At 60.8% G+C, this 25,400-nt stretch carries 28 protein-coding genes, 1 pseudogene and 1 riboswitch; of the genes and pseudogenes, 18 read left to right on the plus strand and 11 right to left on the minus strand.

What is annotated here, in order from left to right; genetic code table 11:
- The first annotated feature begins 10 nt into the window (after positions 1–10).
- From BLR69_RS26215 to hisC, 7 genes are all read left to right on the plus strand, one after another.
- Positions 11–658, plus strand: coding sequence for an MlaC/ttg2D family ABC transporter substrate-binding protein (locus BLR69_RS26215; protein WP_058422987.1), 648 nt, complete (start codon positions 11–13; stop codon positions 656–658).
- Positions 655–960, plus strand: a complete 306-nt coding sequence (locus BLR69_RS26220; protein WP_058422986.1) for an STAS domain-containing protein — start codon at positions 655–657, stop codon at positions 958–960. The genes BLR69_RS26215 and BLR69_RS26220 overlap by 4 nt, the downstream gene beginning before the upstream one ends.
- A 114-nt stretch (positions 961–1,074) precedes the next feature.
- Positions 1,075–1,314 (plus strand): BolA family protein, encoded by a 240-nt coding sequence (locus tag BLR69_RS26225; protein ID WP_003188597.1) that lies wholly within the window; start codon positions 1,075–1,077, stop codon positions 1,312–1,314.
- 23 nt (positions 1,315–1,337) lie between these two features.
- Positions 1,338–2,603, plus strand: coding sequence for a UDP-N-acetylglucosamine 1-carboxyvinyltransferase (gene murA, locus BLR69_RS26230; protein ID WP_071494136.1), 1,266 nt, complete (start codon positions 1,338–1,340; stop codon positions 2,601–2,603).
- Positions 2,604–2,834: 231 nt separating this feature from the next.
- Complete coding sequence (gene hisG / locus BLR69_RS26235; protein WP_071494135.1) at positions 2,835–3,470, plus strand: ATP phosphoribosyltransferase; 636 nt, start codon at positions 2,835–2,837, stop codon at positions 3,468–3,470.
- Positions 3,471–3,598: 128 nt separating this feature from the next.
- A complete protein-coding gene (gene hisD / locus BLR69_RS26240) occupies positions 3,599–4,918 on the plus strand; it encodes a histidinol dehydrogenase (RefSeq protein WP_071494134.1) in 1,320 nt (439 codons plus the stop codon).
- A 3-nt stretch (positions 4,919–4,921) separates the two neighbouring features.
- Positions 4,922–5,974, plus strand: coding sequence for a histidinol-phosphate transaminase (hisC, locus tag BLR69_RS26245; RefSeq protein WP_071494133.1), 1,053 nt, complete (start codon positions 4,922–4,924; stop codon positions 5,972–5,974).
- A 126-nt stretch (positions 5,975–6,100) separates the two neighbouring features.
- On the opposite strand, the gene BLR69_RS26250 is transcribed toward hisC, so the two are convergent.
- Both BLR69_RS26250 and upp read right to left on the minus strand, forming a co-directional pair.
- Complete coding sequence (locus BLR69_RS26250) at positions 6,101–7,375, minus strand: uracil-xanthine permease family protein (protein WP_071494132.1); 1,275 nt, start codon at positions 7,373–7,375, stop codon at positions 6,101–6,103.
- A gap of 2 nt (positions 7,376–7,377) precedes the next feature.
- On the minus strand, positions 7,378–8,016 hold the full coding sequence (upp, locus tag BLR69_RS26255; RefSeq protein WP_024073483.1) for a uracil phosphoribosyltransferase: 639 nt from the start codon (positions 8,014–8,016) through the stop codon (positions 7,378–7,380).
- Positions 8,017–8,180: 164 nt separating this feature from the next.
- On the opposite strand from upp, the gene BLR69_RS26260 reads away from it, so the two are divergent.
- From BLR69_RS26260 to BLR69_RS26270, 3 genes are all read left to right on the plus strand, one after another.
- Positions 8,181–8,738, plus strand: coding sequence for a hypoxanthine-guanine phosphoribosyltransferase (locus BLR69_RS26260; protein WP_025856323.1), 558 nt, complete (start codon positions 8,181–8,183; stop codon positions 8,736–8,738).
- A gap of 60 nt (positions 8,739–8,798) precedes the next feature.
- On the plus strand, positions 8,799–9,284 hold the full coding sequence (locus BLR69_RS26265; RefSeq protein WP_071494131.1) for a hypothetical protein: 486 nt from the start codon (positions 8,799–8,801) through the stop codon (positions 9,282–9,284).
- A 191-nt stretch (positions 9,285–9,475) separates the two neighbouring features.
- A complete protein-coding gene (locus tag BLR69_RS26270) occupies positions 9,476–9,763 on the plus strand; it encodes a PA4642 family protein (RefSeq protein WP_071494130.1) in 288 nt (95 codons plus the stop codon).
- A gap of 63 nt (positions 9,764–9,826) precedes the next feature.
- Here the strand turns inward: BLR69_RS26270 and mqo are convergent, their stop codons facing one another.
- Together mqo and BLR69_RS26280 are read right to left on the minus strand one after the other, a co-directional pair.
- The gene (mqo, locus tag BLR69_RS26275) at positions 9,827–11,335 is read right to left on the minus strand and encodes a malate dehydrogenase (quinone) (RefSeq protein ID WP_071494129.1); all 1,509 of its coding nucleotides are present in this window, start codon (positions 11,333–11,335) and stop codon (positions 9,827–9,829) included.
- A gap of 718 nt (positions 11,336–12,053) precedes the next feature.
- Positions 12,054–12,287 (minus strand): hypothetical protein, encoded by a 234-nt coding sequence (locus BLR69_RS26280; RefSeq protein ID WP_071494128.1) that lies wholly within the window; start codon positions 12,285–12,287, stop codon positions 12,054–12,056.
- Between the two features lie 194 nt (positions 12,288–12,481).
- On the opposite strand from BLR69_RS26280, the gene BLR69_RS26285 reads away from it, so the two are divergent.
- Entirely contained in the window at positions 12,482–13,069 is a 588-nt protein-coding gene (locus BLR69_RS26285; RefSeq protein ID WP_071494127.1) for a YajG family lipoprotein, read from the plus strand.
- A gap of 59 nt (positions 13,070–13,128) precedes the next feature.
- Here BLR69_RS26285 and BLR69_RS26290 read toward each other — a convergent pair whose 3' ends face one another.
- Positions 13,129–13,338 carry a hypothetical protein gene (locus BLR69_RS26290; protein WP_071494126.1) on the minus strand — a complete coding sequence of 70 codons (210 nt, stop codon included), beginning with the start codon at positions 13,336–13,338 and terminating at the stop codon, positions 13,129–13,131.
- Positions 13,339–13,521: 183 nt separating this feature from the next.
- On the opposite strand from BLR69_RS26290, the gene BLR69_RS26295 reads away from it, so the two are divergent.
- Positions 13,522–13,779 (plus strand): hypothetical protein, encoded by a 258-nt coding sequence (locus tag BLR69_RS26295; RefSeq protein WP_071494125.1) that lies wholly within the window; start codon positions 13,522–13,524, stop codon positions 13,777–13,779.
- A gap of 135 nt (positions 13,780–13,914) precedes the next feature.
- On the opposite strand, the gene BLR69_RS26300 is transcribed toward BLR69_RS26295, so the two are convergent.
- Complete coding sequence (locus tag BLR69_RS26300) at positions 13,915–15,078, minus strand: 1-acyl-sn-glycerol-3-phosphate acyltransferase (protein WP_172832140.1); 1,164 nt, start codon at positions 15,076–15,078, stop codon at positions 13,915–13,917.
- A 132-nt stretch (positions 15,079–15,210) separates the two neighbouring features.
- Between BLR69_RS26300 and BLR69_RS26305 the strand changes: the two genes are divergently transcribed.
- The 3 genes from BLR69_RS26305 to BLR69_RS26315 are packed head-to-tail and all read left to right on the plus strand — an operon-like array spanning position 15,211 to position 16,322.
- Entirely contained in the window at positions 15,211–15,393 is a 183-nt protein-coding gene (locus BLR69_RS26305; protein ID WP_071494123.1) for a CPXCG motif-containing cysteine-rich protein, read from the plus strand.
- Positions 15,394–15,404: 11 nt separating this feature from the next.
- Positions 15,405–15,665 (plus strand): putative signal transducing protein, encoded by a 261-nt coding sequence (locus BLR69_RS26310; protein WP_071494122.1) that lies wholly within the window; start codon positions 15,405–15,407, stop codon positions 15,663–15,665.
- 36 nt (positions 15,666–15,701) lie between these two features.
- Positions 15,702–16,322: an SOS response-associated peptidase gene (locus BLR69_RS26315; RefSeq protein ID WP_071494121.1), complete on the plus strand. Its 621-nt coding sequence runs from the start codon at positions 15,702–15,704 to the stop codon at positions 16,320–16,322.
- A gap of 125 nt (positions 16,323–16,447) precedes the next feature.
- On the opposite strand, the gene BLR69_RS31610 is transcribed toward BLR69_RS26315, so the two are convergent.
- Both BLR69_RS31610 and BLR69_RS31615 read right to left on the minus strand, forming a co-directional pair.
- Positions 16,448–17,290 (minus strand): methyl-accepting chemotaxis protein, encoded by an 843-nt coding sequence (locus BLR69_RS31610; protein ID WP_371262124.1) that lies wholly within the window; start codon positions 17,288–17,290, stop codon positions 16,448–16,450.
- A gap of 15 nt (positions 17,291–17,305) precedes the next feature.
- A pseudogene (locus tag BLR69_RS31615) lies at positions 17,306–18,649 on the minus strand (HAMP domain-containing protein); the annotation flags it as partial.
- A 180-nt stretch (positions 18,650–18,829) separates the two neighbouring features.
- Here BLR69_RS31615 and BLR69_RS26325 point away from each other — a divergent pair.
- Complete coding sequence (locus BLR69_RS26325) at positions 18,830–19,648, plus strand: M48 family metallopeptidase (protein ID WP_071494119.1); 819 nt, start codon at positions 18,830–18,832, stop codon at positions 19,646–19,648.
- 113 nt (positions 19,649–19,761) lie between these two features.
- Here BLR69_RS26325 and BLR69_RS26330 read toward each other — a convergent pair whose 3' ends face one another.
- The 3 genes from BLR69_RS26330 to BLR69_RS26340 all read right to left on the minus strand — a co-directional run bounded on the left by BLR69_RS26330 (position 19,762) and on the right by BLR69_RS26340 (position 22,601).
- Positions 19,762–20,346 (minus strand): TMEM165/GDT1 family protein, encoded by a 585-nt coding sequence (locus tag BLR69_RS26330; RefSeq protein ID WP_004372026.1) that lies wholly within the window; start codon positions 20,344–20,346, stop codon positions 19,762–19,764.
- 88 nt (positions 20,347–20,434) lie between these two features.
- Positions 20,435–20,556: riboswitch (yybP-ykoY riboswitch) on the minus strand.
- 50 nt (positions 20,557–20,606) lie between these two features.
- Positions 20,607–21,605, minus strand: a complete 999-nt coding sequence (locus BLR69_RS26335) for a class I SAM-dependent methyltransferase (protein WP_058422968.1) — start codon at positions 21,603–21,605, stop codon at positions 20,607–20,609.
- Positions 21,606–21,635: 30 nt separating this feature from the next.
- Positions 21,636–22,601, minus strand: a complete 966-nt coding sequence (locus BLR69_RS26340; protein WP_071494118.1) for a 2-hydroxyacid dehydrogenase — start codon at positions 22,599–22,601, stop codon at positions 21,636–21,638.
- 85 nt (positions 22,602–22,686) lie between these two features.
- On the opposite strand from BLR69_RS26340, the gene BLR69_RS26345 reads away from it, so the two are divergent.
- Together BLR69_RS26345 and BLR69_RS26350 are read left to right on the plus strand one after the other, a co-directional pair.
- Positions 22,687–23,319: a LysE family translocator gene (locus BLR69_RS26345; protein ID WP_058422966.1), complete on the plus strand. Its 633-nt coding sequence runs from the start codon at positions 22,687–22,689 to the stop codon at positions 23,317–23,319.
- Positions 23,320–23,450: 131 nt separating this feature from the next.
- The gene (locus BLR69_RS26350) at positions 23,451–25,133 is read left to right on the plus strand and encodes a fatty acid--CoA ligase (RefSeq protein ID WP_071494117.1); all 1,683 of its coding nucleotides are present in this window, start codon (positions 23,451–23,453) and stop codon (positions 25,131–25,133) included.
- The last annotated feature ends 267 nt before the right edge of the window (positions 25,134–25,400 follow it).

Here is a 25,400-nt window from a genome sequence, read left to right on the forward strand (position 1 = left end):
GAATCTGTTCATGATCTCTACCTTGCGACGTGGCCTGCTGGTGCTGTTGGCAGCGCTGCCGCTGATGGCTAACGCGGCAGGTTCTGCGCACGATCTGGTGCAGGACACGACCAGCAAAATGCTGGCTGACCTGACTGCCAATAAAGAGCAGTACAAGCAAGATCCGAGTAAGTTTTACAACGCGCTCAACACCATTGTCGGCCCGGTGGTCGATGCTGAAGGCATTTCCCGTAGCATCATGACGGTCAAGTATTCGCGCAAGGCGACCCCTGCGCAGATGCAGACCTTCCAGGAAAACTTCAAGAAAGGCCTGTTCCAGTTCTACGGTAACGCGCTGCTCGAGTACAACAACCAGGGCATTACCGTAGCGCCTGCCGGTGACGAGTCGGGTGATCGCACCAGCGTCAACATGAGCGTCAAGGGTAATAACGGTGCCGTTTACCCTGTGCAGTACACGCTGGAGAAGGTCAATGGCGAGTGGAAGCTGCGCAACGTGATCATCAACGGCATCAACATCGGCAAGCTGTTCCGTGACCAGTTCGCTGATGCGATGCAGCGTAATGGCAACGACCTGGACAAAACCATCAACGGTTGGGCCGGTGAAGTCGCCAAAGCCAAGGAAACATCCGATAAAGAAGCCGGGAAGTCTGCGCAATGACCGAGTCGGCTGTTCGTCTTGGCGACGCCGGTGAGTTGTTTCTCAGCGGCGTGCTGGATTACCGCACCGGGCCTGAGCTGCGCAAGCAGGGTCAGGCGCTGATCAAGACCAGCACTGCGCCCGCGCTGGTGCTGGATTGTTCGGCCGTGACCAAGTCCAGCAGCGTCGGCTTGTCGCTGCTGCTGTGCTTCATGCGTGACGCCGAAGCGGCAAAAAAACCGGTCAGCATTCGGGCATTGCCCGAAGACATGCGCGAAATCGCCGAAGTTTCCGGTTTGACCGAGCTACTGGCGCATCCTTAATACACATTATTAGAGAAGCCCCCCGTCAGAGTCCTGCTATGCGGGGTTCGCAGGCGCGGGGCTTTTTTGTATGATGTGCGACCCGCGCGCACTGGGCGCCGATAGAGGTTGAGCATGCAGGCCCTAGAAGTTAAGAGCTTTCTTGAAGGAAAGCTGCCGGAAACGACCGTTGAAGTTGAAGGCGAAGGCTGCAACTTCCAGCTGAACGTGATTAGCGATGAACTGGCGGCACTCAGCCCGGTCAAGCGTCAGCAGCAGATCTATGCCCATTTGAACCCGTGGATCACCGATGGCAGCATCCATGCGGTCACTATGAAATTTTTCAGCCGCGCGGCCTGGGCCGAGCGCACCTGAGCCCCCAAGGCGTCGAGATTCTTATGGATAAATTGATTATTACCGGCGGTGCCCGCCTTGATGGCGAGATTCGCATCTCCGGTGCAAAAAACTCCGCCTTGCCGATCCTGGCAGCGACCCTGCTGTGCGATGGCCCGGTTACCGTGGCCAACCTGCCGCACCTGCACGACATCACCACCATGATCGAGCTGTTCGGTCGCATGGGTATCGAGCCGGTGATCGATGAGAAGCTGTCCGTCGAAATCGACCCGCGCACCATCAAGACCCTGATCGCCCCGTACGAACTGGTGAAAACCATGCGTGCGTCGATCCTGGTGCTCGGCCCGATGGTTGCCCGTTTCGGCGAAGCCGAAGTTGCCCTGCCTGGCGGTTGCGCCATTGGCTCGCGTCCGGTTGACCTGCACATCCGTGGCCTCGAAGCCATGGGCGCCGTTATCGACGTCGAAGGCGGCTACATCAAGGCCAAGGCGCCGGAAGGCGGCCTGCGTGGTGCCAACTTCTTCTTCGATACCGTCAGCGTGACCGGTACCGAGAACATCATGATGGCCGCTGCCCTGGCCAAAGGCCGTAGCGTCCTGCAAAACGCCGCGCGCGAACCGGAAGTGGTCGACCTGGCCAACTTCCTGAACGCCATGGGCGCGAAGGTTTCCGGTGCCGGCACCGACACCATCACCATCGATGGCGTAGAGCGTCTACACACCGCCACCTACAAGGTGATGCCTGACCGCATCGAGACCGGCACCTACCTGGTTGCCGCCGCCGTCACCGGTGGCCGCGTCAAGGTCAAGGATACCGATCCGACCATCCTGGAAGCGGTCCTGGAAAAACTGCGTGAAGCCGGTGCGGAAATCACCACCGGTGAAGACTGGATCGAACTGAACATGCACGGCAAGCGTCCCAAGGCCGTCAACGTGCGTACCGCTCCGTACCCGGCGTTCCCGACCGACATGCAGGCGCAGTTCATCTCCCTGAACGCGATTGCCGAAGGCACCGGTGCCGTGATCGAGACCATCTTCGAAAACCGCTTCATGCACGTGTACGAACTGCACCGCATGGGCGCGAAGATTCAGGTTGAAGGCAACACTGCCATTGTCACCGGCACCGAGAAACTCAAGGGCGCGCCAGTCATGGCCACCGACCTGCGGGCTTCGGCCAGCCTGGTGATCTCGGCGCTGATCGCCGAAGGCGACACCCTGATCGACCGCATCTACCACATAGACCGTGGTTACGAGTGCATCGAAGAAAAACTGCAGATGCTCGGCGCGAAAATCCGCCGCGTACCGGGCTAGTTGCTGCTTGTAGTGAGCGGGCTTGCCCCGCGCTGGACTGCGCAGCCGTCCCTTTTTTGGGGTCGCTACGCAACCCAGCGCGGGGCAAGCCCGCTCACCACAAGAAGGTGCCTGCCGTTGAATAAGCAGTATGCTGAACTTGTTTAAAATCGAGGCTGTAATGGCCTCGATCTGTGTCCGGCGCCGTTTGCGACCGGGCCGCAATAGCCTGATGAAGGACTGACGTTTCCCATGTTGACCATCGCACTGTCCAAGGGCCGCATCCTTGACGACACATTGCCGCTTCTGGCTGAAGCGGGCATCGTGCCGACCGAGAATCCGGACAAGAGCCGCAAGCTGATCATCCCCACGACCCAGGACGACGTGCGCCTGTTGATCGTACGGGCTACCGACGTGCCGACCTACGTTGAACATGGTGCGGCCGACCTCGGCGTCGCCGGTAAAGACGTGCTGATGGAATACGGTGGCCAGGGCCTGTACGAGCCGTTGGACCTGCGTATCGCCCTGTGCAAGTTGATGACCGCCGGCCGTGTCGGTGATGTGGAGCCGAAGGGCCGCCTGCGCGTGGCGACCAAGTTCGTCAACGTCGCCAAGCGCTACTACGCCGAGCAAGGCCGCCAGGTCGACATCATCAAGCTTTACGGCTCGATGGAGCTGGCGCCGCTGATCGGCCTGGCTGACAAGATCATCGACGTGGTCGACACCGGCAACACCCTGCGCGCCAACGGTCTTGAGCCGCAAGAATTCATTGCCGACATCAGCTCGCGCCTGATCGTCAACAAGGCATCGATGAAGATGCAGCACGCCCGTATCCAGGCGTTGATCGACACCCTGCGCACGGCAGTGGAGTCGCGACACCGCGGTTGACCTACCTGCGTAGCTGAAAAGCTGCGCCCGTCTATCCGCCTCATAGCCAGAATTCTCAGGTGCCCAAGCGGAAACGACTGCTAGTTTAGGGCGCCTGAGTTTTTGCCAATTCTATTGAGGCCCTCGCTATGACCACGTCCACTGCAATTGCCCGACTCAACGCTGCCGACCCGGATTTCGCCCATCATCTGGATCATCTGCTGAGCTGGGAAAGCGTGTCCGACGATTCGGTCAACCAGCGGGTGCTCGACATCATCAAGGCCGTGCGCGAGCGCGGCGATGCGGCGCTGGTGGACTTCACCCGCCAGTTCGACGGTCTGGACGTCAAGTCCATGGCCGACCTGATCCTGCCCCGCGAACGCCTGGAACTGGCCCTGACGCGCATCACCGCGCCGCAACGCGAAGCCCTCGAAGTGGCGGCGGCGCGTGTGCGCAGCTACCACGAAAAACAGAAACAGGACTCCTGGAGCTACACCGAGGCCGACGGCACCGTGCTGGGGCAGAAGGTCACGCCGCTGGACCGCGCCGGTTTGTACGTGCCGGGCGGCAAGGCTTCGTACCCTTCATCCGTGCTGATGAACGCGATTCCGGCCAAAGTGGCGGGCGTGACCGAGGTGGTCATGGTGGTGCCGACGCCGCGTGGTGACATCAACGAACTGGTGCTGGCCGCTGCCTGTATTGCCGGTGTAGATCGCGTGTTCACTATCGGTGGCGCGCAAGCGGTAGCGGCCTTGGCCTATGGCACTGAAAGCGTACCGAAGGTCGACAAAGTGGTCGGCCCCGGCAACATCTACGTCGCCACTGCCAAGCGCCATGTGTTCGGCCAGGTCGGTATCGACATGATCGCCGGCCCTTCGGAAATCCTCGTGGTGTGCGACGGCCAAACCGACCCGGACTGGATCGCCATGGACCTGTTCTCCCAGGCTGAGCACGACGAAGACGCCCAGGCGATCCTGGTCAGCCCGGACGCCGGGTTCCTCGACAAAGTCGCCGCCAGCATCAATAAACTGCTGCCGACCATGGACCGCGCCGAGATCATCGAGAAGTCGATCAATGGCCGTGGTGCGTTGATCCTGGTGCGCGACATGGAGCAGGCTATCGAGGTGGCCAACCGCATCGCGCCGGAGCACCTGGAGTTGTCCGTGGCCGACCCGCAAGCCTGGCTGCCATCGATTCGCCACGCCGGTGCGATCTTCATGGGCCGCCACACCAGCGAAGCCCTGGGCGACTACTGCGCGGGCCCGAACCATGTACTGCCGACCTCCGGCACCGCGCGTTTCTCGTCGCCGCTGGGGGTTTATGACTTCCAGAAGCGTTCGTCGATCATTTTCTGCTCGCCGCAGGGTGCTTCCGAGTTGGGCAAGACCGCATCGGTGCTGGCCCGTGGTGAATCCTTGAGCGCGCACGCCCGCAGCGCCGAATACCGCATCCTTGAAGAGGGGAAGTGAGACATGAGCAAATTCTGGAGCCCTTTCGTCAAGGACCTCGTGCCTTACGTGCCCGGCGAGCAGCCAAAGCTGACCAAACTGGTCAAGCTCAATACCAATGAAAACCCCTACGGCCCATCGCCCAAAGCCTTGGCGGCGATGCAGGCCGAGTTGAACGACAACCTGCGCCTGTACCCGGACCCCAACAGCGACCTGCTCAAGCAGGCTGTGGCCAAGTACTACGGGATCGACGCCAACACCGTGTTCCTCGGCAACGGTTCCGACGAAGTCCTGGCGCACATCTTCCATGGCTTGTTCCAGCACGACCTGCCGCTGCTGTTCCCGGACATCAGCTACAGCTTCTATCCGGTGTACTGCGGCCTTTATGGCATCAAATCCGACCCGCTGCCACTGGATGACCGGTTCCAGATTCGCGTGGCGGACTACGCCAAGCCCAACGGCGGGATCATCTTTCCCAACCCGAACGCGCCGACCGGTTGCGTGCTGGCGCTGGACGCGGTGGAGCAGATTCTTAAGGCCAGCCCGGATTCGGTGGTGGTGGTCGATGAAGCCTATATCGACTTCGGCGGCGAAACCGCCATCAGCCTGGTGGATCGCTATCCGAACCTGCTGGTGACCCAGACCCTGTCCAAGTCGCGCTCACTGGCCGGTTTGCGTGTGGGCCTGGCCGTGGGGCAGCCGGACCTGATCGAGGCGCTGGAGCGGGTCAAGAACAGCTTCAACTCCTACCCGTTGGATCGCCTGGCGATTGTTGGCGCGGCGGCGGCGTTCGAGGACCGCGAGTACTTCGAGAAGACTTGCCGGTTGGTGATCGACAGTCGCGACAAGATGGTTGCGCAACTGGAGGAGAAAGGCTTTGAGGTGCTGCCGTCGGCTGCCAACTTCATCTTTGCCCGTCACCCACGGCACGACGCCGCTGGCCTGGCGGCCAAGCTGCGTGAGCAAGGGGTGATCGTGCGGCACTTCAAGCAGGAACGGATTGCCCAGTTCCTGCGGATCAGTGTCGGCACGCCTGAGCAGAACCAGGCGTTGATCGATGGGCTGGGCCAGCTCTAACAAACGCTGAAATCAAATGTGGGAGGGGGCTTGCCCCCGATTGCGGTGTATCAGCCAGCTAATGCATTGACTGACACACTGCTATCGGGGGCAAGCCCCCTCCCACATTCGGTTTTGCAGTGTTGGTTAGATCAACGGCTCGTCAGACTTCTTGTTCTTCCAGCCATCATTACCCGGCAGCAGCAGGTTCAACCCAATCGCCACCACCGCACACAGGGCGATGCCCTTGAGGCCGAAGTCATCCGGGCCGGTGCCGGTACCGACCAGCACACCGCCAATCCCGAACACCAACGTCACCGACACAATCACCAGGTTGCGCGCTTCGCCCAGGTCGATCTTGTGGCGGATCAGCGTGTTCATCCCCACCGCGGCAATCGAGCCGAACAGCAGGCACAGAATCCCGCCCATCACCGGCACCGGAATGCTTTGCAGCAATGCGCCAAACTTGCCGATAAACGCCAGGCTGATGGCAAACGCCGCCGCCCAGGTCATGATCTTCGGGTTGTAGTTCTTGGTCAGCATCACCGCTCCGGTCACTTCGGCGTAGGTGGTGTTTGGCGGGCCGCCGAACAGACCGGCAGCCGTGGTGGCAATGCCGTCACCCAGCAAGGTGCGGTGCAGGCCGGGCTTCTTCAGGTAGTCGCGACCGGTCACGCTGCCCACCGCAATTACACCGCCGATATGTTCGATCGCCGGGGCCAGGGCCACCGGGACGATGAACAGGATCGCCTGCCAGTTGAATTCCGGCGCGGTGAAGTGGGGCAGGGCGAACCAGGGGGCCGCCGCAATCTTCGCCGTGTCGACCACGCCAAAGTAGAACGACATGGCAAAGCCCACCAGTACGCCGGAGATGATCGGCACCAGGCGGAAAATGCCCTTGCCGAACACCGCCACGATCAAGGTAGTCAGCAGTGCCGGCATCGAGATCATCATCGCGGTCTGGTAATGGATCAGCTCGCTGCCATCACCGGCTTTGCCCATTGCCATGTTCGCGGCAATCGGCGCCATGGCCAGGCCGATGGAAATAATCACCGGCCCGATCACCACGGGCGGCAGCAACCGGTCGATAAACCCGGTGCCTTTGATCTTCACCGCCAGGCCCAGGAAGGTATAAACGAAACCGGCCGCCATCACCCCGCCCATGGTCGCCGCGAGGCCGAACTGGCCCTTGGCGAGAATGATCGGGGTAATGAAGGCAAAGCTCGACGCCAGGAAGACCGGCACCTGCCGCCCCGTCACCACCTGGAACAGCAACGTGCCCAGGCCCGCGGTGAACAGTGCAACGTTTGGATCAAGACCTGTGATCAGCGGCATCAACACCAGCGCGCCAAATGCCACGAAGAGCATTTGTGCGCCAGACAGGATCTGGCGCCAAAGCGGGTCGTTGAATTCATCCTGCATGCTCACGCGTCCTTCTGCTTGGTGCCGAAGATCTTGTCACCGGCATCGCCCAGGCCTGGGATGATGTAGCCGTGTTCGTTCAGGCGCTCGTCGATGGAGGCGGTGTAGATCTGCACATCCGGGTGAGCCTTCTCGACGGCAGCGATGCCTTCGGGCGCAGCCACCAGCACCATGGCGCGGATGTCCTTGCAGCCGGCTTTTTTCAGCAGGTCGATGGTGGCAACCATGGAACTGCCGGTGGCGAGCATCGGGTCGATGATCATCGCCAGGCGCTCGTTGATTTCCGGGACGAGTTTTTCCAGGTAGGTGTGGGCCTGCAAGGTTTCTTCGTTGCGGGCCACGCCTACGGCGCTGACCTTGGCGCCCGGGATCAGGCTGAGCACGCCTTCGAGCATGCCGATACCGGCGCGCAGGATCGGCACCACGGTGATTTTCTTACCGGCGATTTTCTCGACCTGGACGGGACCGGCCCAACCAGGGATTTCATAGCTCTCCAAGGGTAAATCCTTGGTCGCTTCGTAGGTGAGCAACGCTCCGACTTCCTGAGCGAGCTCACGGAAGTTCTTCGTGCTAATGTCGGCGCGGCGCATAAGGCCGAGCTTGTGTCGGATCAGCGGGTGGCGGATCTCGCGAGTGGGCATGGGAAAGGCTCCGGCGGCGGGCAAAAAAACCGGCCTAGATTAATCTATCCGAGGGTGTTGTCCTATAGACATCTAGTACGTTAGTCCATTAAGGCTTGCTCGGAGCGCACGAGAAGCGTACCTTCGCCCGCTTTTCTTGCCACAGCACCCCCTTGGAGAGCGCCATGTCCGCTGATCTCGAGCATATCCGTCAAATCATGCGCGAGGCTGACTGCCTGTACACCGAAGCGCAAGTCGAAGAAGCGATCGCCAAGGTCGGCGCACACATCACCCGCGAAATGGCCGACACCAACCCGGTGGTTTTCTGCGTGATGAACGGTGGTCTGATCTTCGCCGGCAAATTGCTGACCCACCTGCAATTCCCGTTGGAAGCGTCCTACCTGCACGCCACCCGTTATCGCAACGAAACCAGCGGCGGCGACCTGTTCTGGAAGGCCAAGCCGGAAGTCTCGTTCATCGACCGCGACGTGCTGATCATCGATGACATCCTGGACGAAGGTCACACGCTGGGTGCGATCATCGACTTCTGCAAACACGCCGGCGCGCGCAAAGTGCACACCGCCGTACTGATCGACAAGGACCACGACCGCAAGGCGCGTCCGGATCTGAAAGCCGATTACGTCGGCCTGCCATGCATCGACCGTTACATCTTCGGTTACGGCATGGACTACAAAGGCTACTGGCGCAACGCCAATGGGATTTTCGCCGTCAAAGGCATGTAAACGCGCTTGAGGTGCAGGGCCGGCATGCTAGAGTGCCTGGCCCTGCGTCTGGAGCCTTTCATGAGCCTGTTGATACGCACCTGCGCCGCCCTGGCGCTGATCGTCAGTTTGCCGCTGGCCGCCGCGCCTGCGCCGATGCACAGCCAATTCCTGCCTTCGGACGACCTGACTCTGCGCGCTGAAGCGCCGGACCAGCAGCAGTTGCTGCAAGTCACCGAGTACGCGGTGGTGGTAGGCAACCAGCGCCAGTCCAACCAACAACCGATCCCGGTGACTGCGCCGTTGATGATTCGCCTGAAGGGCAAGTCGCTGAACAAAGGCGCGACCATTGCCCAGGTGGTGCTCAATTTCGACGCCGAAAGCAAAAGCTTGAAAAAGCCGGCCTACGATGACAAGAGCAAGACTTTGACCTTGTCCTACCCGGTGGCCCAATACCGTGTGATTGTTGACCTGTTGCGCAATGACACGGTGTATGTGCAGTTCCTCAGTTATGCCAACGGGCATATCTGGGCGGATTTGCACACTGGTGCGGTGCGTACCCAATAGCAAGAACACTGAAAAGATAATGTGGGAGGGGGCTTGCTCCCGGTTACGGTGGGTCGGTCAATTTGATGTCGCCTGACACTCCGCCATCGGGGGCAAGCCCCCTCCCGCATTGAATCTCCAGCGCTTTCGAAGCCTGCGTCGCACAGGTAGACTTCAAACCCCGTGTAAATGTCTGCAGGCTGGAGTCGGTAATGCGTAAAGATAAGAAACAGGTGATTGGTGACGAGATCGGCGACGATCAAATCAAGTTGTTCCTGGACTTCGAGCCGGTCGACGCGACTTCCCCGTCCCTGCACAAGCTGATCAAGGCCTACCGTGGCCTGCGTATCGACGATTTCGAGCGGTTCCTGGGCTTCTTCAAGGAAGCCGGCCTGGACCTCGACGGCAAGGATGAGCATGGCCAGACCTTCGTCGATCTGATCAAGGACCAGCGCAACGCGGACGAGTACATCGAACTGATGGAAAAAGCTCGCGGCTGATTATCCGAGACACAAAAAAACGCCCCGTCCTCCGGTTGAGAGCGGGGCGTTTTTCATGGCGCCTCAAGCGTAGCTTTCGGTCTCGGCGGCAGGTTCAACCAGTTCCAGGCTGATGTTGTTCTGCGCGTTGATCTTGCGATACAACTCGGCATCCGTTTCCAGGACCTTTTCACGGGCCGGGAAGATCTCGTGCAACTTGGCAGCCCACTCACCGGCGGCTTTTTCCGGGAAGCACTTCTCGATCAGTTCCAGCATGATCGAAACGGTCACCGAAGCACCCGGGGACGCGCCCAGCAGCGCCGCGAGCGAGCCGTCTTTGGCCGCGACCAGTTCGGTGCCGAATTGCAGCACGCCGCCTTTTTTCGGGTCTTTCTTGATGATCTGCACCCGTTGGCCGGCCACTTCCAGGCGCCAGTCTTCGGCTTTCGCCTCAGGGTAGAAGCGGCGCAGGGATTCCAGGCGCTGTTCCATGGACTGCATCACTTCGCTGACCAGGTACTTGGTCAGGTCCATGTTGTCGCGGGCCACGGCCAGCATCGGGCCGATGTTGCCGGCGCGAACCGACAGCGGCAAGTCGAGGAACGAGCCGTGCTTGAGGAACTTGGTGGTGAAACCGGCGTAAGGCCCGAACAACAGGGACTTCTTGCCATCGACCACGCGGGTGTCCAGGTGCGGCACGGACATCGGTGGCGAACCCACGGCGGCCTGGCTGTAGACCTTGGCCTGGTGATGCTTGACCACTTCCGGGTTGTCGCAACGCAGCCACTGGCCGCTGACCGGGAAGCCGCCAAAGCCTTTGCTTTCTTCGATGCCCGAGGCCTGCAGCAGCGGCAGGGCCGCGCCGCCGGCGCCGAGGAAGACGAACTTGGCATCGACTTCACGGCTGTTGCCGCTGTTGACGTCCTTGATGCTCACGGTCCAGCCGGCGCCGTTGCGCTTGAGGCCGGTGACACGCTTGCTGTACTTGACCTGGGCGTCTGCCGAGCTGGTCAGGTGGCTGAGCAGTTGGTTGGTCAGGGCGCCGAAGTTCACGTCCGTGCCGTTCATCACACGGGTGGCCGCGATTTTTTCGTCGAGCGGACGGCCCGGCATCATCAGCGGCATCCACTCGGCCATCTCACTGCGGTCTTCGGTGTAGTGCATGTCCGAGAACGCATGGTGCTGGCTGAGGCTTTCAAAGCGCTTCTTGAGGAAGGACACGCCTTTTTCGCCCTGCACGAAGCTCAGGTGCGGCACCGGGCTGATAAAGGACTTGGACGAGCCGAAGGTGCCCTTTTTGGTCAGGTACGCCCAGAACTGCTTCGACACCTCGAACTGGGTGTTGATGTGCACGGCTTTCTTGATGTCGATGGAGCCATCGGCGGCCTGCGGCGTGTAGTTCAGCTCACACAGCCCGGCGTGGCCGGTACCGGCGTTGTTCCACGGGTTGGAACTTTCCGCGGCACCCGAGTCCATCAGCTCAACGACTTCCAGCTTCAGGCCGGGGTCGAGCTCTTTGAGCAGTACGGCCAGGGTGGCACTCATGATGCCGGCCCCTACCAGTACTACATCGACTGCTTCGTTATGCGCCATTTAACGCGTCTCCAAAATCTGCAGCACCAAATTGACGGCATGGCTGCCAGGAGTGACGGGGCGATTCACGTGTTGCCCCAGGTTACCCATGGCCAGGATCGCCATGTCCGATTCGCAATTCTTTGCATGTTCAGCGCACGCTTCCTGCCGGGCTAATCTGCCTATGAACGCATTCATGGGCACCTGTGGCAATTCGACTTATGGTCAAAGCGTGCGATTCGTGCAACCAATCCGTAGCGGACAGGCTCAAGCTCCGGTTTTTAAGGCGTGCTCGGTCCTGTGTGGTTGGGCTGTTCCAGACGCTGATGGTGCTTGTACAAACGCCAAACTATTCATTTGCTCGCCACACTCTTGTGAAGTTGTGAAAACCCGTTTTTTCACGCTCTTTTGAAGACGTGAACCTCAAAAAAGGGCTGCCCCAGCCTGGCACCTGGCCCCTAGCCGACACGCGGCAAAACGGGCAAACAACTCAAGTGGCCGAGCGCAATGGCAGCTCTGGCAGATTCGGTAAAGGCGGGTGGTTTGCAACCAAGACAGCAAGCACGCCAGCTTCACTCGATCTGTGTGGGCGGCTCTCTGTGGGCGATTTGGGGGTTAATGCCGAGGCATTAACGATGCTGCGAGGCCCGATCAGGAGACGTCCTTATAATCGGGGGGAGATTGTAGCGAAGAACGCCAGGGAAATGGGCGTGTTTTATGACTTTTATTAGGTGTTCGGTCAGGCGGCCAACGGTTGGTGACGGGGCGACTGCGCTGCACGCGGGCTGACACGGGCGCTGGCCGGCAGCGGGTGGTGCATCCAGCTCAGGCGGATTTCCTCGATTTCCACCCAGCCATCGCCGACGGGAGGCTGGCAGCACTCTTTGAAGGCCTGGCAGCGACCTTGCACATCGAGCAGGGCGAACTGGCGAAGGGCGGGTTTGCGCGTGAACAACGACCAGAGAAAATGCATGGCGATCAACCTCCTGAGATTGAGGCCAAGCATGCCTGCCCGGGATGACGAGCCTGTGTAACGGGTGTGACATCTCAGTGACATCGAACCGCGTTCCAGGCAAGGGGTCTCAGGTTGTAACTGATGCTAGTTCCCGGCAGTGGCGCCCCGCTATACTGCCGGCCTGTCGGTACCTGATTTCTGGAGAGAAGAGCATGTTGCAACGCCTGTTGTTCGGTTTGATCACTGTGACCAGTTTGACCCTGGTTGGCTGCGCCAACAGCCCGCAACAACTGACCCCGGAACCGAAAATCACCACGCAACTGGCGCCAGTGGGCCACGGCCAGCCGGTGTCGGTGCGTGTGGTGGATGGTCGTCCGTCGCCTACGCTCGGTTCGCGCGGCGGCCTGTATCCGGAAACCGCCCTGGTCTCGGTGAATGCGCAAGACGTACTGCCCAAGCTGCAGGCCCAGGCCGAAGCGGCCGTGCGCCTGTTGGGTTTCACCCCGAGCGCCAACGCGCCGGGCGCTCCGCAGTTGACGATCACCCTGGCCGAATTGAAGTACCAGTCGCCTAAAGACGGCCTGTACGTGACCGAAGCGTCCATCGGCGCGACCTTCAAGTCCGATGTCAGCGCCGGCACCCGTCGCTACAGCGGCCGCTACGGTGCTTCCCTGAACCAGCGCTTCGGCATGGCGCCGAACCAGGAAACCAACACCAAGCTGGTCAGCGATGTCCTCAGTGACGCCCTGACCCGTCTGTTCAAGGACCCAAGCATCGGTTCGTTGCTCAGCGCGCAATAACCGATTCTCTACAAAAAACCGGGCTCAGTGATGAGCCCGGTTTTTTTTCGTCTTCCGTTTCAGGCAGCCATGTCGATACAGAAATCCAGCAGGCTCACGCCAGTCAACAGATCGGCCTCCGGCAGGTCGGCATGCTGGTGTCCGCCAAGGGCGCAATACACCAGCCAGTGGCGGTCCTGGACGTTGAAGGCCAGGCCGCCGATCAGCGCTTCCTGCTCATCGCTCTGGGCGATCAGGTACAGCCGATCCTGGTTGTTCGCGTGCAGCATGACAAGCTCCTAAAGCGTCGAAGGGCAACAGAGTGGCTTGTTAAGGTGACGTTCAGGTGACGCCGTAAATTACTGGATACATTAGCCGTCAATGGGGGAGGGAGCATTTCAGGCGCCGGAGGCCACTATCGTTCAGGTTTGTATCTGAACCGATACCAAAATACTGTTCTACCGAGGTCTGCGATGGCGCTGCCCGCACTAGTGATCAATGTTGTTGCTTTGGCGGTGGCCTGCCCGGGTGCGGCGCTGCTGTTCATTACCCGCTTGCGCGAACAGCGCGCAATGGCCGACCTGACCGCGCAAAGCGAAGATCGCGCGATCGACCAACCGATGTTGTTTCTGGATGTGCGCACCGAACGGGCGCATCGTCTGGCTTACCGCATCGGGTTTGCCTGTCTGGGCGTGGCGCTGACCATCTCCTGGCTCAGCACCCGCCTTTAAGAACACCACAAAACAAATGTGGGAGGGGGCTTGCCCCCGATAGCGGTGTATCAGTCAATCGGATGTCGACTGAAGCTCTGTCATCGGGGGCAAGTCGAATCGTCGCACCGCCCCTCCCACATTTGGATCGGTGTTTTACAGAGGGATGCCGGCCTTGACCCGATACTGATTACGCACCGGCGTCGCATATTGCACCACCAGGAATGGCCGGTGCTCCACCGGGCATTCACTCAAACGCCGCTCCCACTCCGCCTTCGCCTTGGCCAGTTCATCGGCCGGGAACACTTCGGCCGCCGTCGGCACCTGCAATTGCGGGTCGGCGTCGCTCCACTGGGCGTAGGCCAGGTAATGCACCGGGAACAACCGGTAACCCCCCAGAATCTGCCGGTCCATTTCTGCGGCCAGCAACTTGGTGTCTTCGAAACGCTCGGTAATCGGCGGCGCGAAGTTAATGTGCACGCGTCCCTTGTAACCGGTGATGCCCAGGGCAATGCTCACATCGTCTTCGCCCTGCGCCTTGACGTAGGTGCCGGTGGTCGCGCGGATGTACAGCTCACGGGCCTTGGCTGAATCACACGGGTCGTATTCGTAGCTGATGGACACCGGCGTCAGGTTCAGCGACTGGATCACCTCGGCGAACGGCTCGTCCTTGCGGCTGACGTGAAACATCTTGAGGATTGCCGACTCGGTGCGGTCATCCCCATCCTTGGCGCGCCCTTCGGCCTGGGCGATCCAGATCGACGCACCGTCGTTGCGGATCGAATGGTTGATGTAGGCCGACAGCAGCTGATACGCCGCCATCTTCTCTTTGCGCCCGGTGATCGAGCGGTGCACGATGAAACTCTTGTTCAGGCGCATCAGGTCGCTGACAAACGGCTTTTGCAGCAGGTTGTCGCCAATGGCGATGCGTGGTGTCGGCAGGCCGGCGTGGTACACCGCATAGTTGACGAAGGCCGGGTCCATCACGATATCGCGGTGGTTGGCCAGGAACAGGTAGGCGGTGCCGGACTTGAGCTGTTCGACCCCGGTGTAGGTCACGCCGTCGGTCGCCCGGTCAATGGTGTGGTCGACGTAGTACTCGACTTTATCCTGCAGCGTGGCCACGGTGGTGACGCCGGCGAATTCACGGCGTAGTTTGCGGGCGATCATCGGCTTTAGCAGCCAGCCCAGGGCGCCGGCAAAGCGCGGGAAGCGGAAGTGGGTCAGGATGTCCAGAAAGGCCTTGTCACTGAACAGACGTGCCAGCACTGCCGGGACTTCGCTGTCGTTGTAAGGTCGGATGGTATCGAATTCGCCCATCATGCTCTCTTGTTAGAAACGGCTAGGGTAAGTAAAGGAAGTACCAGGGGGCGGACTGAGTAATGGCCTCAGCCGAAAATGGCCCTGTAAATAGACCGGCGATTATACGCACAAGTCACCTTGGAGGCTGCGATGCTGGAAAACGCGACGTACGATTGTCCTTATTGTGGTGAAGCGGTCGAAACAACGGTGGATTTGTCTGGCGGTGACCAGACCTATATAGAAGACTGCCAGGTGTGTTGCAGGCCGATCATTTTCGACCTGCAGGTGCATGGGGAAGAGTGGATGCTCGAAACCCGGAGCGAAAACGAATAACGGGTACGCCGATGCTGCGAATCTACGAACCGGAAAACCTGATGGAAGGCGAGTTGCTGCAACAGATGCTCGCCAGCGAGGGTATCGAGGCGCACTTGGTGGGCCGTCATTTGCTCGGTGGCACCGGCGAGTTGCCGATCTTCGGCCTGCTGGGCCTGGAAGTGGACAATGACCGGGCCATGGACGCCCGCGAGCTGATCACTGCCTATATCGGTGCACAACCGCTGCCCGGCGATGAACCTGACAGCTTCCCCGACGTGCTGGTCTGTTAGGCTGTCGGTCGGTTTACCCAAGAGTCGTGTTGCCCCATGTGTGGACGTTATGCCCTGTTTCGCTGGACCCCCGCTTTTGCTGCCCTGCCGGGCTTTCCGGCCGACCAGCAGGCCCAGTGGAACATCTCCCCGAATGATTCGGTGCTGATCCAGCGCGCCGCCGACGGCCAGCGCACTTTGGCCCGCGCCCGCTGGGGCCTCACCCCGCCCTGGTTGACCGATCTTTCCCGCACCCCCGCTCACGCCCGTGCCGAAACCCTGGCCGAACAGCCGATGTTCCGTGAAGCATTCCGCCAGCGCCGTTGCCTGTTACCGGCCAATGGGTTCTACGAATGGCGTGGCACGCAACGCAAACGTCCGTATTGGCTGACACCGGGGGAGGGCTCCACGGTGTTTTTTGCCGCGATCTGGGAAGCCTACCCGGTGCAGGAACAGGTGTGGCTGAGCACGGCGGTAGTGACCCAGGCCGCGCAGGCCCAGCGTCGGCCATTGATTCTGGATGAGGCCGGGCAGGCAGCCTGGCTCGACCCCGAGACGCCGTTGCATGTGTTGCAAGGCCTGCTGGCCAGTGAGCCGACCGCGTTGCGCGAGCGGGTCCTGGCCAACATGGTCAATGATCCCAAGCTCAATGGGCCGGAGTGCCTGACCCCGGCTTGAATCTCTCTGTTGTCTGTTCTGGCCTCTTCGCGAGCAAGCCCGCTCCCACATTTTGAAGGCATTCACAGATCAAAATGTGGGAGCGGGCTTGCTCGCGAAGGCGGCCTGATGAACGCCGCAGCTCTTTAAACTTTGAACTGATTGATCAATCGGCGCTGCTGCTCGGCCAACTTGGTCAAGTCCGCACTGGCCGCGCTGGATTCATCCGCGCCGCCCGCCACTTCATTGGCCACCTGGCCGATATTGATCACGTTGCGATTGATGTCCTCGGCCACCGCGCTCTGTTCCTCGGCGGCACTGGCGATCTGGGTGTTCATGTCGTTGATCACCGAGACTGCCTGGGTGATGGTTTCCAGCGCTTCGGCCGCCTTGGCCGCGTGTTGCACGCTTTCATCGGTGCGGTTCTGGCTGTCCTCCATCACCCGCACCACATCCCGCGTGCCTTGTTGCAGTTGCTGGATCATGGTCTGGATTTCTTCGGTGGCCTTCTGGGTTTTCTGCGCCAGGTTGCGCACTTCGTCGGCAACCACGGCAAAACCACGGCCTTGCTCGCCGGCCCGCGCAGCTTCGATGGCGGCGTTGAGCGCCAGCAGGTTGGTCTGTTCGGCAATCCCGCGAATTGCCGTGAGGATAGCGTTGATGTTCTCGCTGTCCTTGGCCAGGGTTTGCACCACACCGACGGCCTTGCCGATTTCCTCGGCGAGCGCGCCGATGGAGGTGGAGGTGTCACGCACGATGCGCATGCCCTGGCTCGCGGCCTGGTCGGCATGGCTGGCGGCCTGTGCGGCTTGGGTGGCGTTGCGTGCAACGTCTTGCGCAGTGGCGGTCATCTCATGCACGGCGGTGGCGACCTGGTCGATCTCCACCATCTGTTTATGTACACCCTGGTTGGTACGGATCGCGATATCAGCGGTGTGCTCCGACGAGTCGCTGACCTTCTGCACCGAACTCACCACCTGGGTGATCATGCCTTGCAGCTTGATCAGGAAGGTGTTGAAGCCGTTGGCAATCGCGCCCAGTTCGTCGGCGCGATCACTGGTCAGGCGTCGTGTCAGGTCACCTTCGCCCTGGGCGATGTCATTGAGCATCGCGACCATTTGCTTGAGTGGCCGGGCGATGCCGTGGCCCACCAGCCAGATCACCAGCAGGCCGATACCGGCGATCAGCAGGCCGGCGATGGTCATGCCGAAGATGTCGGTCTTGCGCTGGGTTTCCAGGTCACTTTGCAGTTTCTGCGAGTCCGCCATTACCGCACTCAAAGGCAGCTGCATCATCAGGGTCCAGCGTGCATCGGTCTGGCCGATGTTGAACGGCAGGAACAACTCGATATGCCCGTGTTCCTTGTCGATGTCGTAGCGCACTTCGCCGATTTTCAGTTGGCCCAGGTTGGTCAGTTCGTTGCCATCGAGCAGGTCGCTGGCCTTTTCGCCGAGCTTGCTGGGGTCCTTGGTATAAGCCACCAAACGCCCGTTGCTGGAGATCAGCGCCAGTTCACCGGCACCGTTGTAGAGTTTCTGGTCGGCGCTGGTGAGCATGTCCTGGATGAAGTTCACCGACAGGTCGGCACCGACGATGCCCTGGAACGTGCCGTCGATCATGATCGGCTCGATAAACGACGCCAGCATCACCATCGCGTTGCCCACCTTGTAAGGGGCCGGATCGATGGCGCAGGCCTTTTTGCTTTCCTTGGAGCACAGGTAGTACTCGCTGGCGCGCACGCCCGTAGAGAGGATTTTCTGGTCGGCCACGTCCGCCAGCTTATCCAGGCCCAGGCTGCCATCTGCGTTGCGGTACCACCACGGCAGGAAACGTCCGTCGGCGCCCATGCCGACAATCGGGCTGTTCACGTAGGCCGCGTCGTTGTGATCGATGGCGTTGGGTTCCCAGCCGATATAGGCACCGAGGATTTTGGGGTTGCGCACCACGGTTTCGTGCAGCAGGTTGATCAGTTGCTCGCGGCCGAGCTGCAGGGCGGGTTCACCCTTCGCGTCTTTCATGCCGAGCAGGGCGTTGGCAGTGGCCAGGCTCTTGGCGGTCACCAGTGGCGCTTCCAGTTCGCGCTGGATCAAGGTGGCCTGGGTTTGCGCCAGGGCGGTGAGGCGCTGTTCGATAATCTGTTCGAACTGCACTTGGGTGCGCTCCTGCACCATTTCCTGGGTGCGTGCGCCGGCAAACAAGGCGTAGAGCACCAACACCGCCACTACGCTCAGGACAATGGCCCCGGCCAGTGCCGCGACAGAAAATTGAATCGACTTGAATTTCATGAAAGCTCCGGGCGCAGGGGAGAGAGTCCGCCTTTTTGTATCGGCCACCGGCGCGCGGGGCATTAGGGGTTGTTCTGCAAAATTGTTCGGTATGTCGCGAATGGAATGCCCGCCGCCGTTGTTGGGGCAGGTGGGATGTATCTGAAATTGAGTGGTTACACGTCTGGTGTATCTGGCGTCGATACAAATGTGCGCCTACGATACGCGCCATGTTTTAAGGGCGTGTTTTCAGGGAGAGTGTTGATGAAGAAGTCATTGGTGATAAGCGGGTTGGTTGCGGCGATGCTGCTGGCTGGGTGTCAGTCGGTCAACACCACCAGCGGCGGCGCCGTTGGGGTAGAGCGCAAGCAGTACATGTTCAGCATGCTGTCGAGTCAGGAAGTCGACCAGATGTATGCGCAGTCCTACCAGCAGACGTTGGGTGAAGCCAGTGGCAAGGGCCTGGTGGACAAGACCAGCGCCAACGCCAAGCGCGTGCAGGCCATTGCCAACCGCTTGATCGCCCAGGCGCCGACGTTCCGTGCGGATGCGGCGCAGTGGAAGTGGGAAGTGAACCTGATCAAGAGCGACGAGATGAACGCCAACTGCGGGCCTGGCGGCAAGATCTTCGTGTACAGCGCGTTGATCGACAATCTCAAGCTGACCGATGACGAGCTGGCTGCGGTGATGGGCCATGAAATTGCCCACGCCTTGCGTGAGCATGGGCGCGAAGCCATGTCCAAGGCCTACGGGATCGAGATGGCCAAGCAGGGTGCCGGCGCGTTGTTCGGCCTCGGCCAGGACAGCCTGGCGCTGGCTGATACCGTGGCCAACTATGGCATGACCTTGCCCAACAGCCGCAGCAATGAAAACGAAGCGGACCTGATCGGCCTGGAACTGTCGGCCCGTGCCGGCTACAACCCGAACGCGGCCATTACGCTGTGGAACAAGATGGCCAAGGCGTCGGAAGGTGCACCGCCGGAGTTCATGAGTACTCACCCGGCCTCCGACAGCCGAATCGCCTCGTTGCAGGCGGCGATTCCGAAGGTGATGCCGCTTTACCAGCAGGCCAAAAAGTCCTGACGTTGTGAAGATCTAAGTGTAGGAGGGGGCTTGCCCCCGATGCGCTGGGTCAGCCCATTAGATGCCTACTGACACTCCGCCATCGGGGGCAAGCCCCCTCCCACAGGGCCCCTTTAGATCCAGCCGCTGCTTTGCATGGCTTTGTACACGGCGACAATGGCCAGAATGAAAAACGCCGTCGCCGCCAACCGACGAATCAACGTCAACGGCAGTTTCTCCGCCGCGAAATTCCCCGCCAATACCACCGGCACGTTGGCAATCAGCATGCCCAAGGTGGTGCCGATAATCACCAGCCACAACTCCGGGTACTGCGCCGCCAGCATCACCGTGGCGATTTGCGTCTTGTCACCGATTTCCGCGAGGAAGAACGCGATCAGCGTGGTCAGGAACGGCCCGAACTTGCGTGTGGTGCTGGCTTCGTCATCGTCGAGTTTGTCCGGCACCAGGGTCCACAGCGCCGTGGCGCAGAAGCTTGCCGCAAGAATCCAGTGCAGCACTGCGTCCGAGAAGAAACTTCCGAACCATGCGCCCACCGCACCGGCGGCCGCATGGTTGGCCAGGGTCGCAGCCACGATGCCGGCGATGATCGGCCAGGGTTTGCGAAAACGTGCGGCAAGGATGAGCGCGAGCAGTTGCGTCTTGTCGCCGATTTCGGCCAAGGCAACGATTGCGGTAGGAACGAGCAATGAATCCAGCATCAGGTAGGTTTCCAGGGGCGGGTCGACACGGCTATGACACGTACAGCCTTCCCGCCCCGGGTAAGGTGTGCGTGTCATAGGTCTTGTCAAACCCCGGTCCGTCTGTGCGGACTCCTGGGTCGCATACGCCATGGTCTGCTGACCAAGTATGTTGACGTATGCCGGACGAGCGTGGCGCTCGTGGGAGACTACTCCCCTAGGACGGAGCGGATTCTGCCTAGGCAAAATCCATTCGGCAAGCCTTCTTTTTCAAACGGCCGTCAGCCGCGCTTGGCACGGTAGATGCGAAAACCGTTGCCTTCAGCCTTCACTGCACACACGCCCAGGTGCTCTTCGATCAGCGGCTGGTACTTCAGGAAGCTGTTGGCGACTAGACGAAGTTCGCCACCTTTTGCCAGGTGTTTCGCCGCTTTTCGCAGCAGGTTCTCGGTGGCGAAATAATCGGTATGCACCCCGACATGGAACGGCGGGTTGCTCAGAATCGCGTTCAAACCCATCGGCGCCGCGTCGATACCGTCACCGGTCAATACTTCGGCTTCCAGACCGTTGGCAGCCAGGGTCAGGCGGCTGCTGGCAGCGGCAAAGGCGTCCACGTCCAGCATCGTCACGCTGTTATGCGGGTAGCGACGTTTGACCGCAGCCCCCAGTACACCGGCACCGCAGCCAAAATCCAGCAGATGCCCACTCGGCAGTTTGTCCAGGTGCTCCAGCAACAGCTCGGTGCCGCGATCCAGGCGACCGTGGCTGAACACCCCAGGCAAGCTCACCACCTTCAGCGGGCCTTCGGCCAATGGCACCTCGAAGACCTGCGCCAGGCTTTCCAGTTCTACCGCTTGCGGCGCATTGGCCACGGTGACCTGCCACAGCTGGCAATGCCGTGCGTTGTCGAGCTTGCGCGGCTTGCCAAAGGGGATCATCTGCTTGGCCGCGCTTTCGATACCGGCCTTTTTCTCGCCAACCAGGAACAGCTCGGCGCCGGGCAGGCGTGCAGCCACGGCGTTGAGCAGGTAGTCGGTCAGGTCCTTGGATTTGGGCAGGAAGATCACCGCCGCATCGAACGCCCGCTCGGGCACATTCACACCGAACTGGCTGCGCTCGGCAAAACGTGCATCGAGCGCCGCCTGGTCGCCGGCATGCCAGCTCCAGCCGTGGGCGTTGGGCAGGCGACCGAGCAGGTCGTCGGCGGGCAAGCCCACCAACAGCAGGTTGCCTTGAAAAAGTTCGGCCTGGCGAAGCAGTACTTCACTGCGCGGATCCATGGTCTGCTCCTTGAAAAGGGGCGCAGTTTATCAACTGACGACGCGCAGCGGGGCGCCGCTGAAAAAGCCCCGGGCGTTTTCCGCCAGTTGGCCGACGATGCGTTGCCGCGCTTCGCGACTGCCCCAGGCGTTGTGCGGGGTGACGATCAGCCGCGGGATATCGCCGGCGAGCAGTGGGTTGCCATTCACCGGCGGTTCCACGCTCAGCACATCGGTAGCCGCGCCACCCAAGTGGCCGCTACGCAACGCATCGGCCAGGGCCTGTTCGTTGATCAAACCGCCGCGCGCGGTGTTGACCACAAACGCGCCGGGCTTGAGCAACGCCAGTTCGCGGGCGCCGATAAAGTCGCGGGTGTGTTCGTTGAGCGGGCAGTGCAGGGTGAGCGCGTCGACCTGCGCCAGCAGTTCATCCAATGGCACGCGGTCGGCGCGGGCAGGGCGTCCCGGAATCGCACCGAGCAGCACACGCATGCCGAAGGCTTCGGCCAGGCGCGCCACCGCGCCGCCCAGTTCACCGTGGCCGAGCAGGCCCAGGGTCTTGCCTTCCAGCTCGACAATCGGGTGGTCCAGCAGGCAGAACTGCTTGGCCTGCTGCCACTGGCCGGCGCTGACGTCCCGTTGATAATCCTTCAAGCGCGTCGCCAGGTTGAGCAGCAGCATGATCGTGTGCTGGGCCACCGACGGCGTGCCGTAGCCCTGGCAGTTGCTCACGGTGATGCCGTGGGCGCGGGCGGCGTCGAGGTCGACGTTGTTGGTGCCGGTGGCCGACACCAGAATCAGCTTGAGCTCCGGGCAGGCCGCCAGGGTTGCGGTGTTGAGGGCGATTTTGTTACTGATCACCACGTGGGCGCCTTGCACGCGTTCAACCACGTTCTGCGGTGTGGTGTCCGTAAACAACTGCAACTCGCTGAAGCTGTTGCGCAGTTCACTGAGGTCAAGGTCCCCCAGGTCCAGGGACGGGTGATCAAGGAAGACGGCGCGGCGATTGTTCGTCATCAACTGTACCTTTTGCGACAGGGTTCGAAGGCGTAATCTGCCGAGCCTATCAGATGAAATAATCCGTTACTTAATGGGAGTGAGCATGTACGCCGCCGAGTTCTTGACCGTAGCCCTGATTCACTTGTTGGCGGTGGCCAGTCCCGGCCCGGATTTCGCCGTAGTGGTGCGTGAAAGCGTGACCCACGGCCGCCGCGCTGGCACCTGGACCGCACTGGGCGTGGGCTCGGCGATTTTCCTGCACGTGGGTTACTCGTTGCTAGGGATCGGCTTGATCGTGTCCCAGTCCATCGTGTTGTTCAACGCACTCAAGTGGGCGGCAGCGGCCTACCTGCTGTACATCGGCTTCAAGGCCCTGCGCGCGCAACCGGCCAAGCCACCCGTTGAAGGTGAGTTGCATCGCGAAGCGGGCGAACGCACCCCGCGTGGGGCGTTCACTGCCGGTTTTGTGACCAACGGCTTGAACCCCAAGGCCACGCTGTTCTTCCTGTCGTTGTTCACCGTGGTGATCAACCCGCACACGCCGCTGGCGATCCAGGCCGGTTACGGTGTGTACCTGGCGGTGGCGACGGCGCTGTGGTTCTGCCTGGTAGCGATGTTGTTCAGCCAGCAGCGCGTGCGTGCGGGGTTTGCGCGGATGGGGCATTGGTTTGACCGCACCATGGGCGCGGTGCTGATCGCCATTGGGGTCAAGCTGGCCTTCACCAGCATGAAATAAGCTGGATGCTGGCGCAAAGCTAGCATTCACTGGGGGCTGCAAATCATTCCTTTGGCTGATTTGGCTGAAACATAAGGTCTCTAAAGTGCAGGTCTTCAAGCCAAGACCGTGCAGTCAGAAAAGGGATTCGTATGTTGCAGACCCGTGTTATCCCGCCCGCCGAAGGTGCGTACCAATACCCACTGTTGATCAAACGCCTGTTGATGTCCGGCACCCGCTATGAAAAGACCCGGGAAATCGTCTACCGTGATCAACTGCGCTACACCTACCCGACCCTGATCGAGCGCGTCGCCCGCCTGGCCAATGTACTGACCGAGGCCGGGGTCAAGGCCGGTGACACGGTGGCGGTAATGGACTGGGACAGCCACCGTTACCTGGAATGCATGTTCGCCATCCCGATGATCGGTGCGGTGATCCACACCATCAACGTGCGCCTGTCGCCAGAACAGATTCTGTACACCATGAACCACGCCGAGGACCGCTTCGTGCTGGTCAACAGTGAGTTCGTGGGGCTTTACCAGGCGATTGCCGGGCACCTCACCACCGTAGACAAGACCCTGTTGCTCACCGATGGCGAGGCCAAGACCGCCGAGCTGCCCAACCTGGTGGGCGAGTACGAAAGCCTGCTGGCCGCCGCCAGTCCGAAGTACGACTTCCAGGACTTCGACGAAAATTCCGTCGCCACCACCTTCTACACCACCGGTACCACCGGTAATCCCAAGGGCGTGTACTTCACCCATCGCCAACTGGTGCTGCACACCATGGGCGTGGCGACCATCATGGGCAGCGTCGACAGCGTGCGCCTGCTGGGCACCAACGATGTGTACATGCCGATTACGCCGATGTTCCACGTACACGCCTGGGGCCTGCCGTATGTGGCGACTATGCTCGGTCTGAAACAGGTCTACCCAGGTCGCTACGACCCGGAATACCTGGTGGAGCTGTGGCGCAAGGAAAAGGTCACCTTCTCCCACTGCGTGCCGACCATCCTGCAGATGGTGCTCAACGCCAAGGCCGCCCAGGGTGTGGATTTTGAAGGGTGGAAAATCGTCATCGGCGGCAGTGCGCTTAACCGTTCGTTGTACGAAGCGTCCAAGGCCCGTGGCATTCAGTTGACTGCGGCCTATGGGATGTCTGAGACCGGGCCGCTGGTGTCCTGCGCCCACCTCAATGAAGAACTGATGGCCGGCACCGAGGATGAGCGCACCACTTACCGCATCAAGGCCGGCGTGCCTGGCCCGTTGGTGGAGGCGGCGATCATCGACGGCGACGGCAACTTCCTGCCCGCCGATGGCGAGTCCCAGGGCGAGCTGGTGTTGCGTGCGCCGTGGCTCAGCGAAGGTTATTTCAACGAACCACAGAAGGGCGCCGAGCTGTGGGCCGGCGGTTGGATGCACACCGGCGACGTGGCGACCCTGGATGCGTTTGGCGTCATCGACATTCGCGACCGCATCAAGGACGTGATCAAGACCGGCGGCGAATGGATCTCGTCCCTGGCCCTCGAAGACCTGGTCAGCCGTCACCCGGCGGTACGCGAAGTAGCGGTGGTGGGCATTGCCGACCCGCAGTGGGGCGAACGCCCATTTGCCCTGCTGGTGGTGCGTGATGGCCATGTGATAGGCGCTCGCGAGCTCAAGGAACACCTCAAGCCGTTCGTGGAACTGGGCCATCTGAGCAAGTGGGCGATTCCGAGCCAGATTGCCGTTGTTACTGAAATTCCCAAGACGAGTGTAGGAAAACTCGACAAAAAACGTATCCGTATCGACATCATCGAATGGCAAGCCAACAACAGTACGTTCCTGTCCACTCTGTGAGCTGATTCGCCGTGCCGTTGTGGCACGGCAATGCTCTATCTCGCGCCTTTACTTGTGATTTTCCGATTATCAGCCATCCTTGCCGCGTCGGCCTTCGCCGACATGGCGAAAGGGTCGTGGCAGACGGGTCGGTGATGCAAATCACACTTTAGAGGGATCAAGCACTACCCCCTGCTGGCTATAGTCCCTCCCAGAGTTTTCACAGATGTTCCGCTTCGGGCCATGGGGGCTCGGCTGCCGAGCGGCATTGGAATCGTTGTATTCCGG

Source organism: Pseudomonas azotoformans, assembly GCF_900103345.1.
Taxonomy (GTDB): Bacteria; Pseudomonadota; Gammaproteobacteria; order Pseudomonadales; family Pseudomonadaceae; genus Aquipseudomonas; species Aquipseudomonas azotoformans.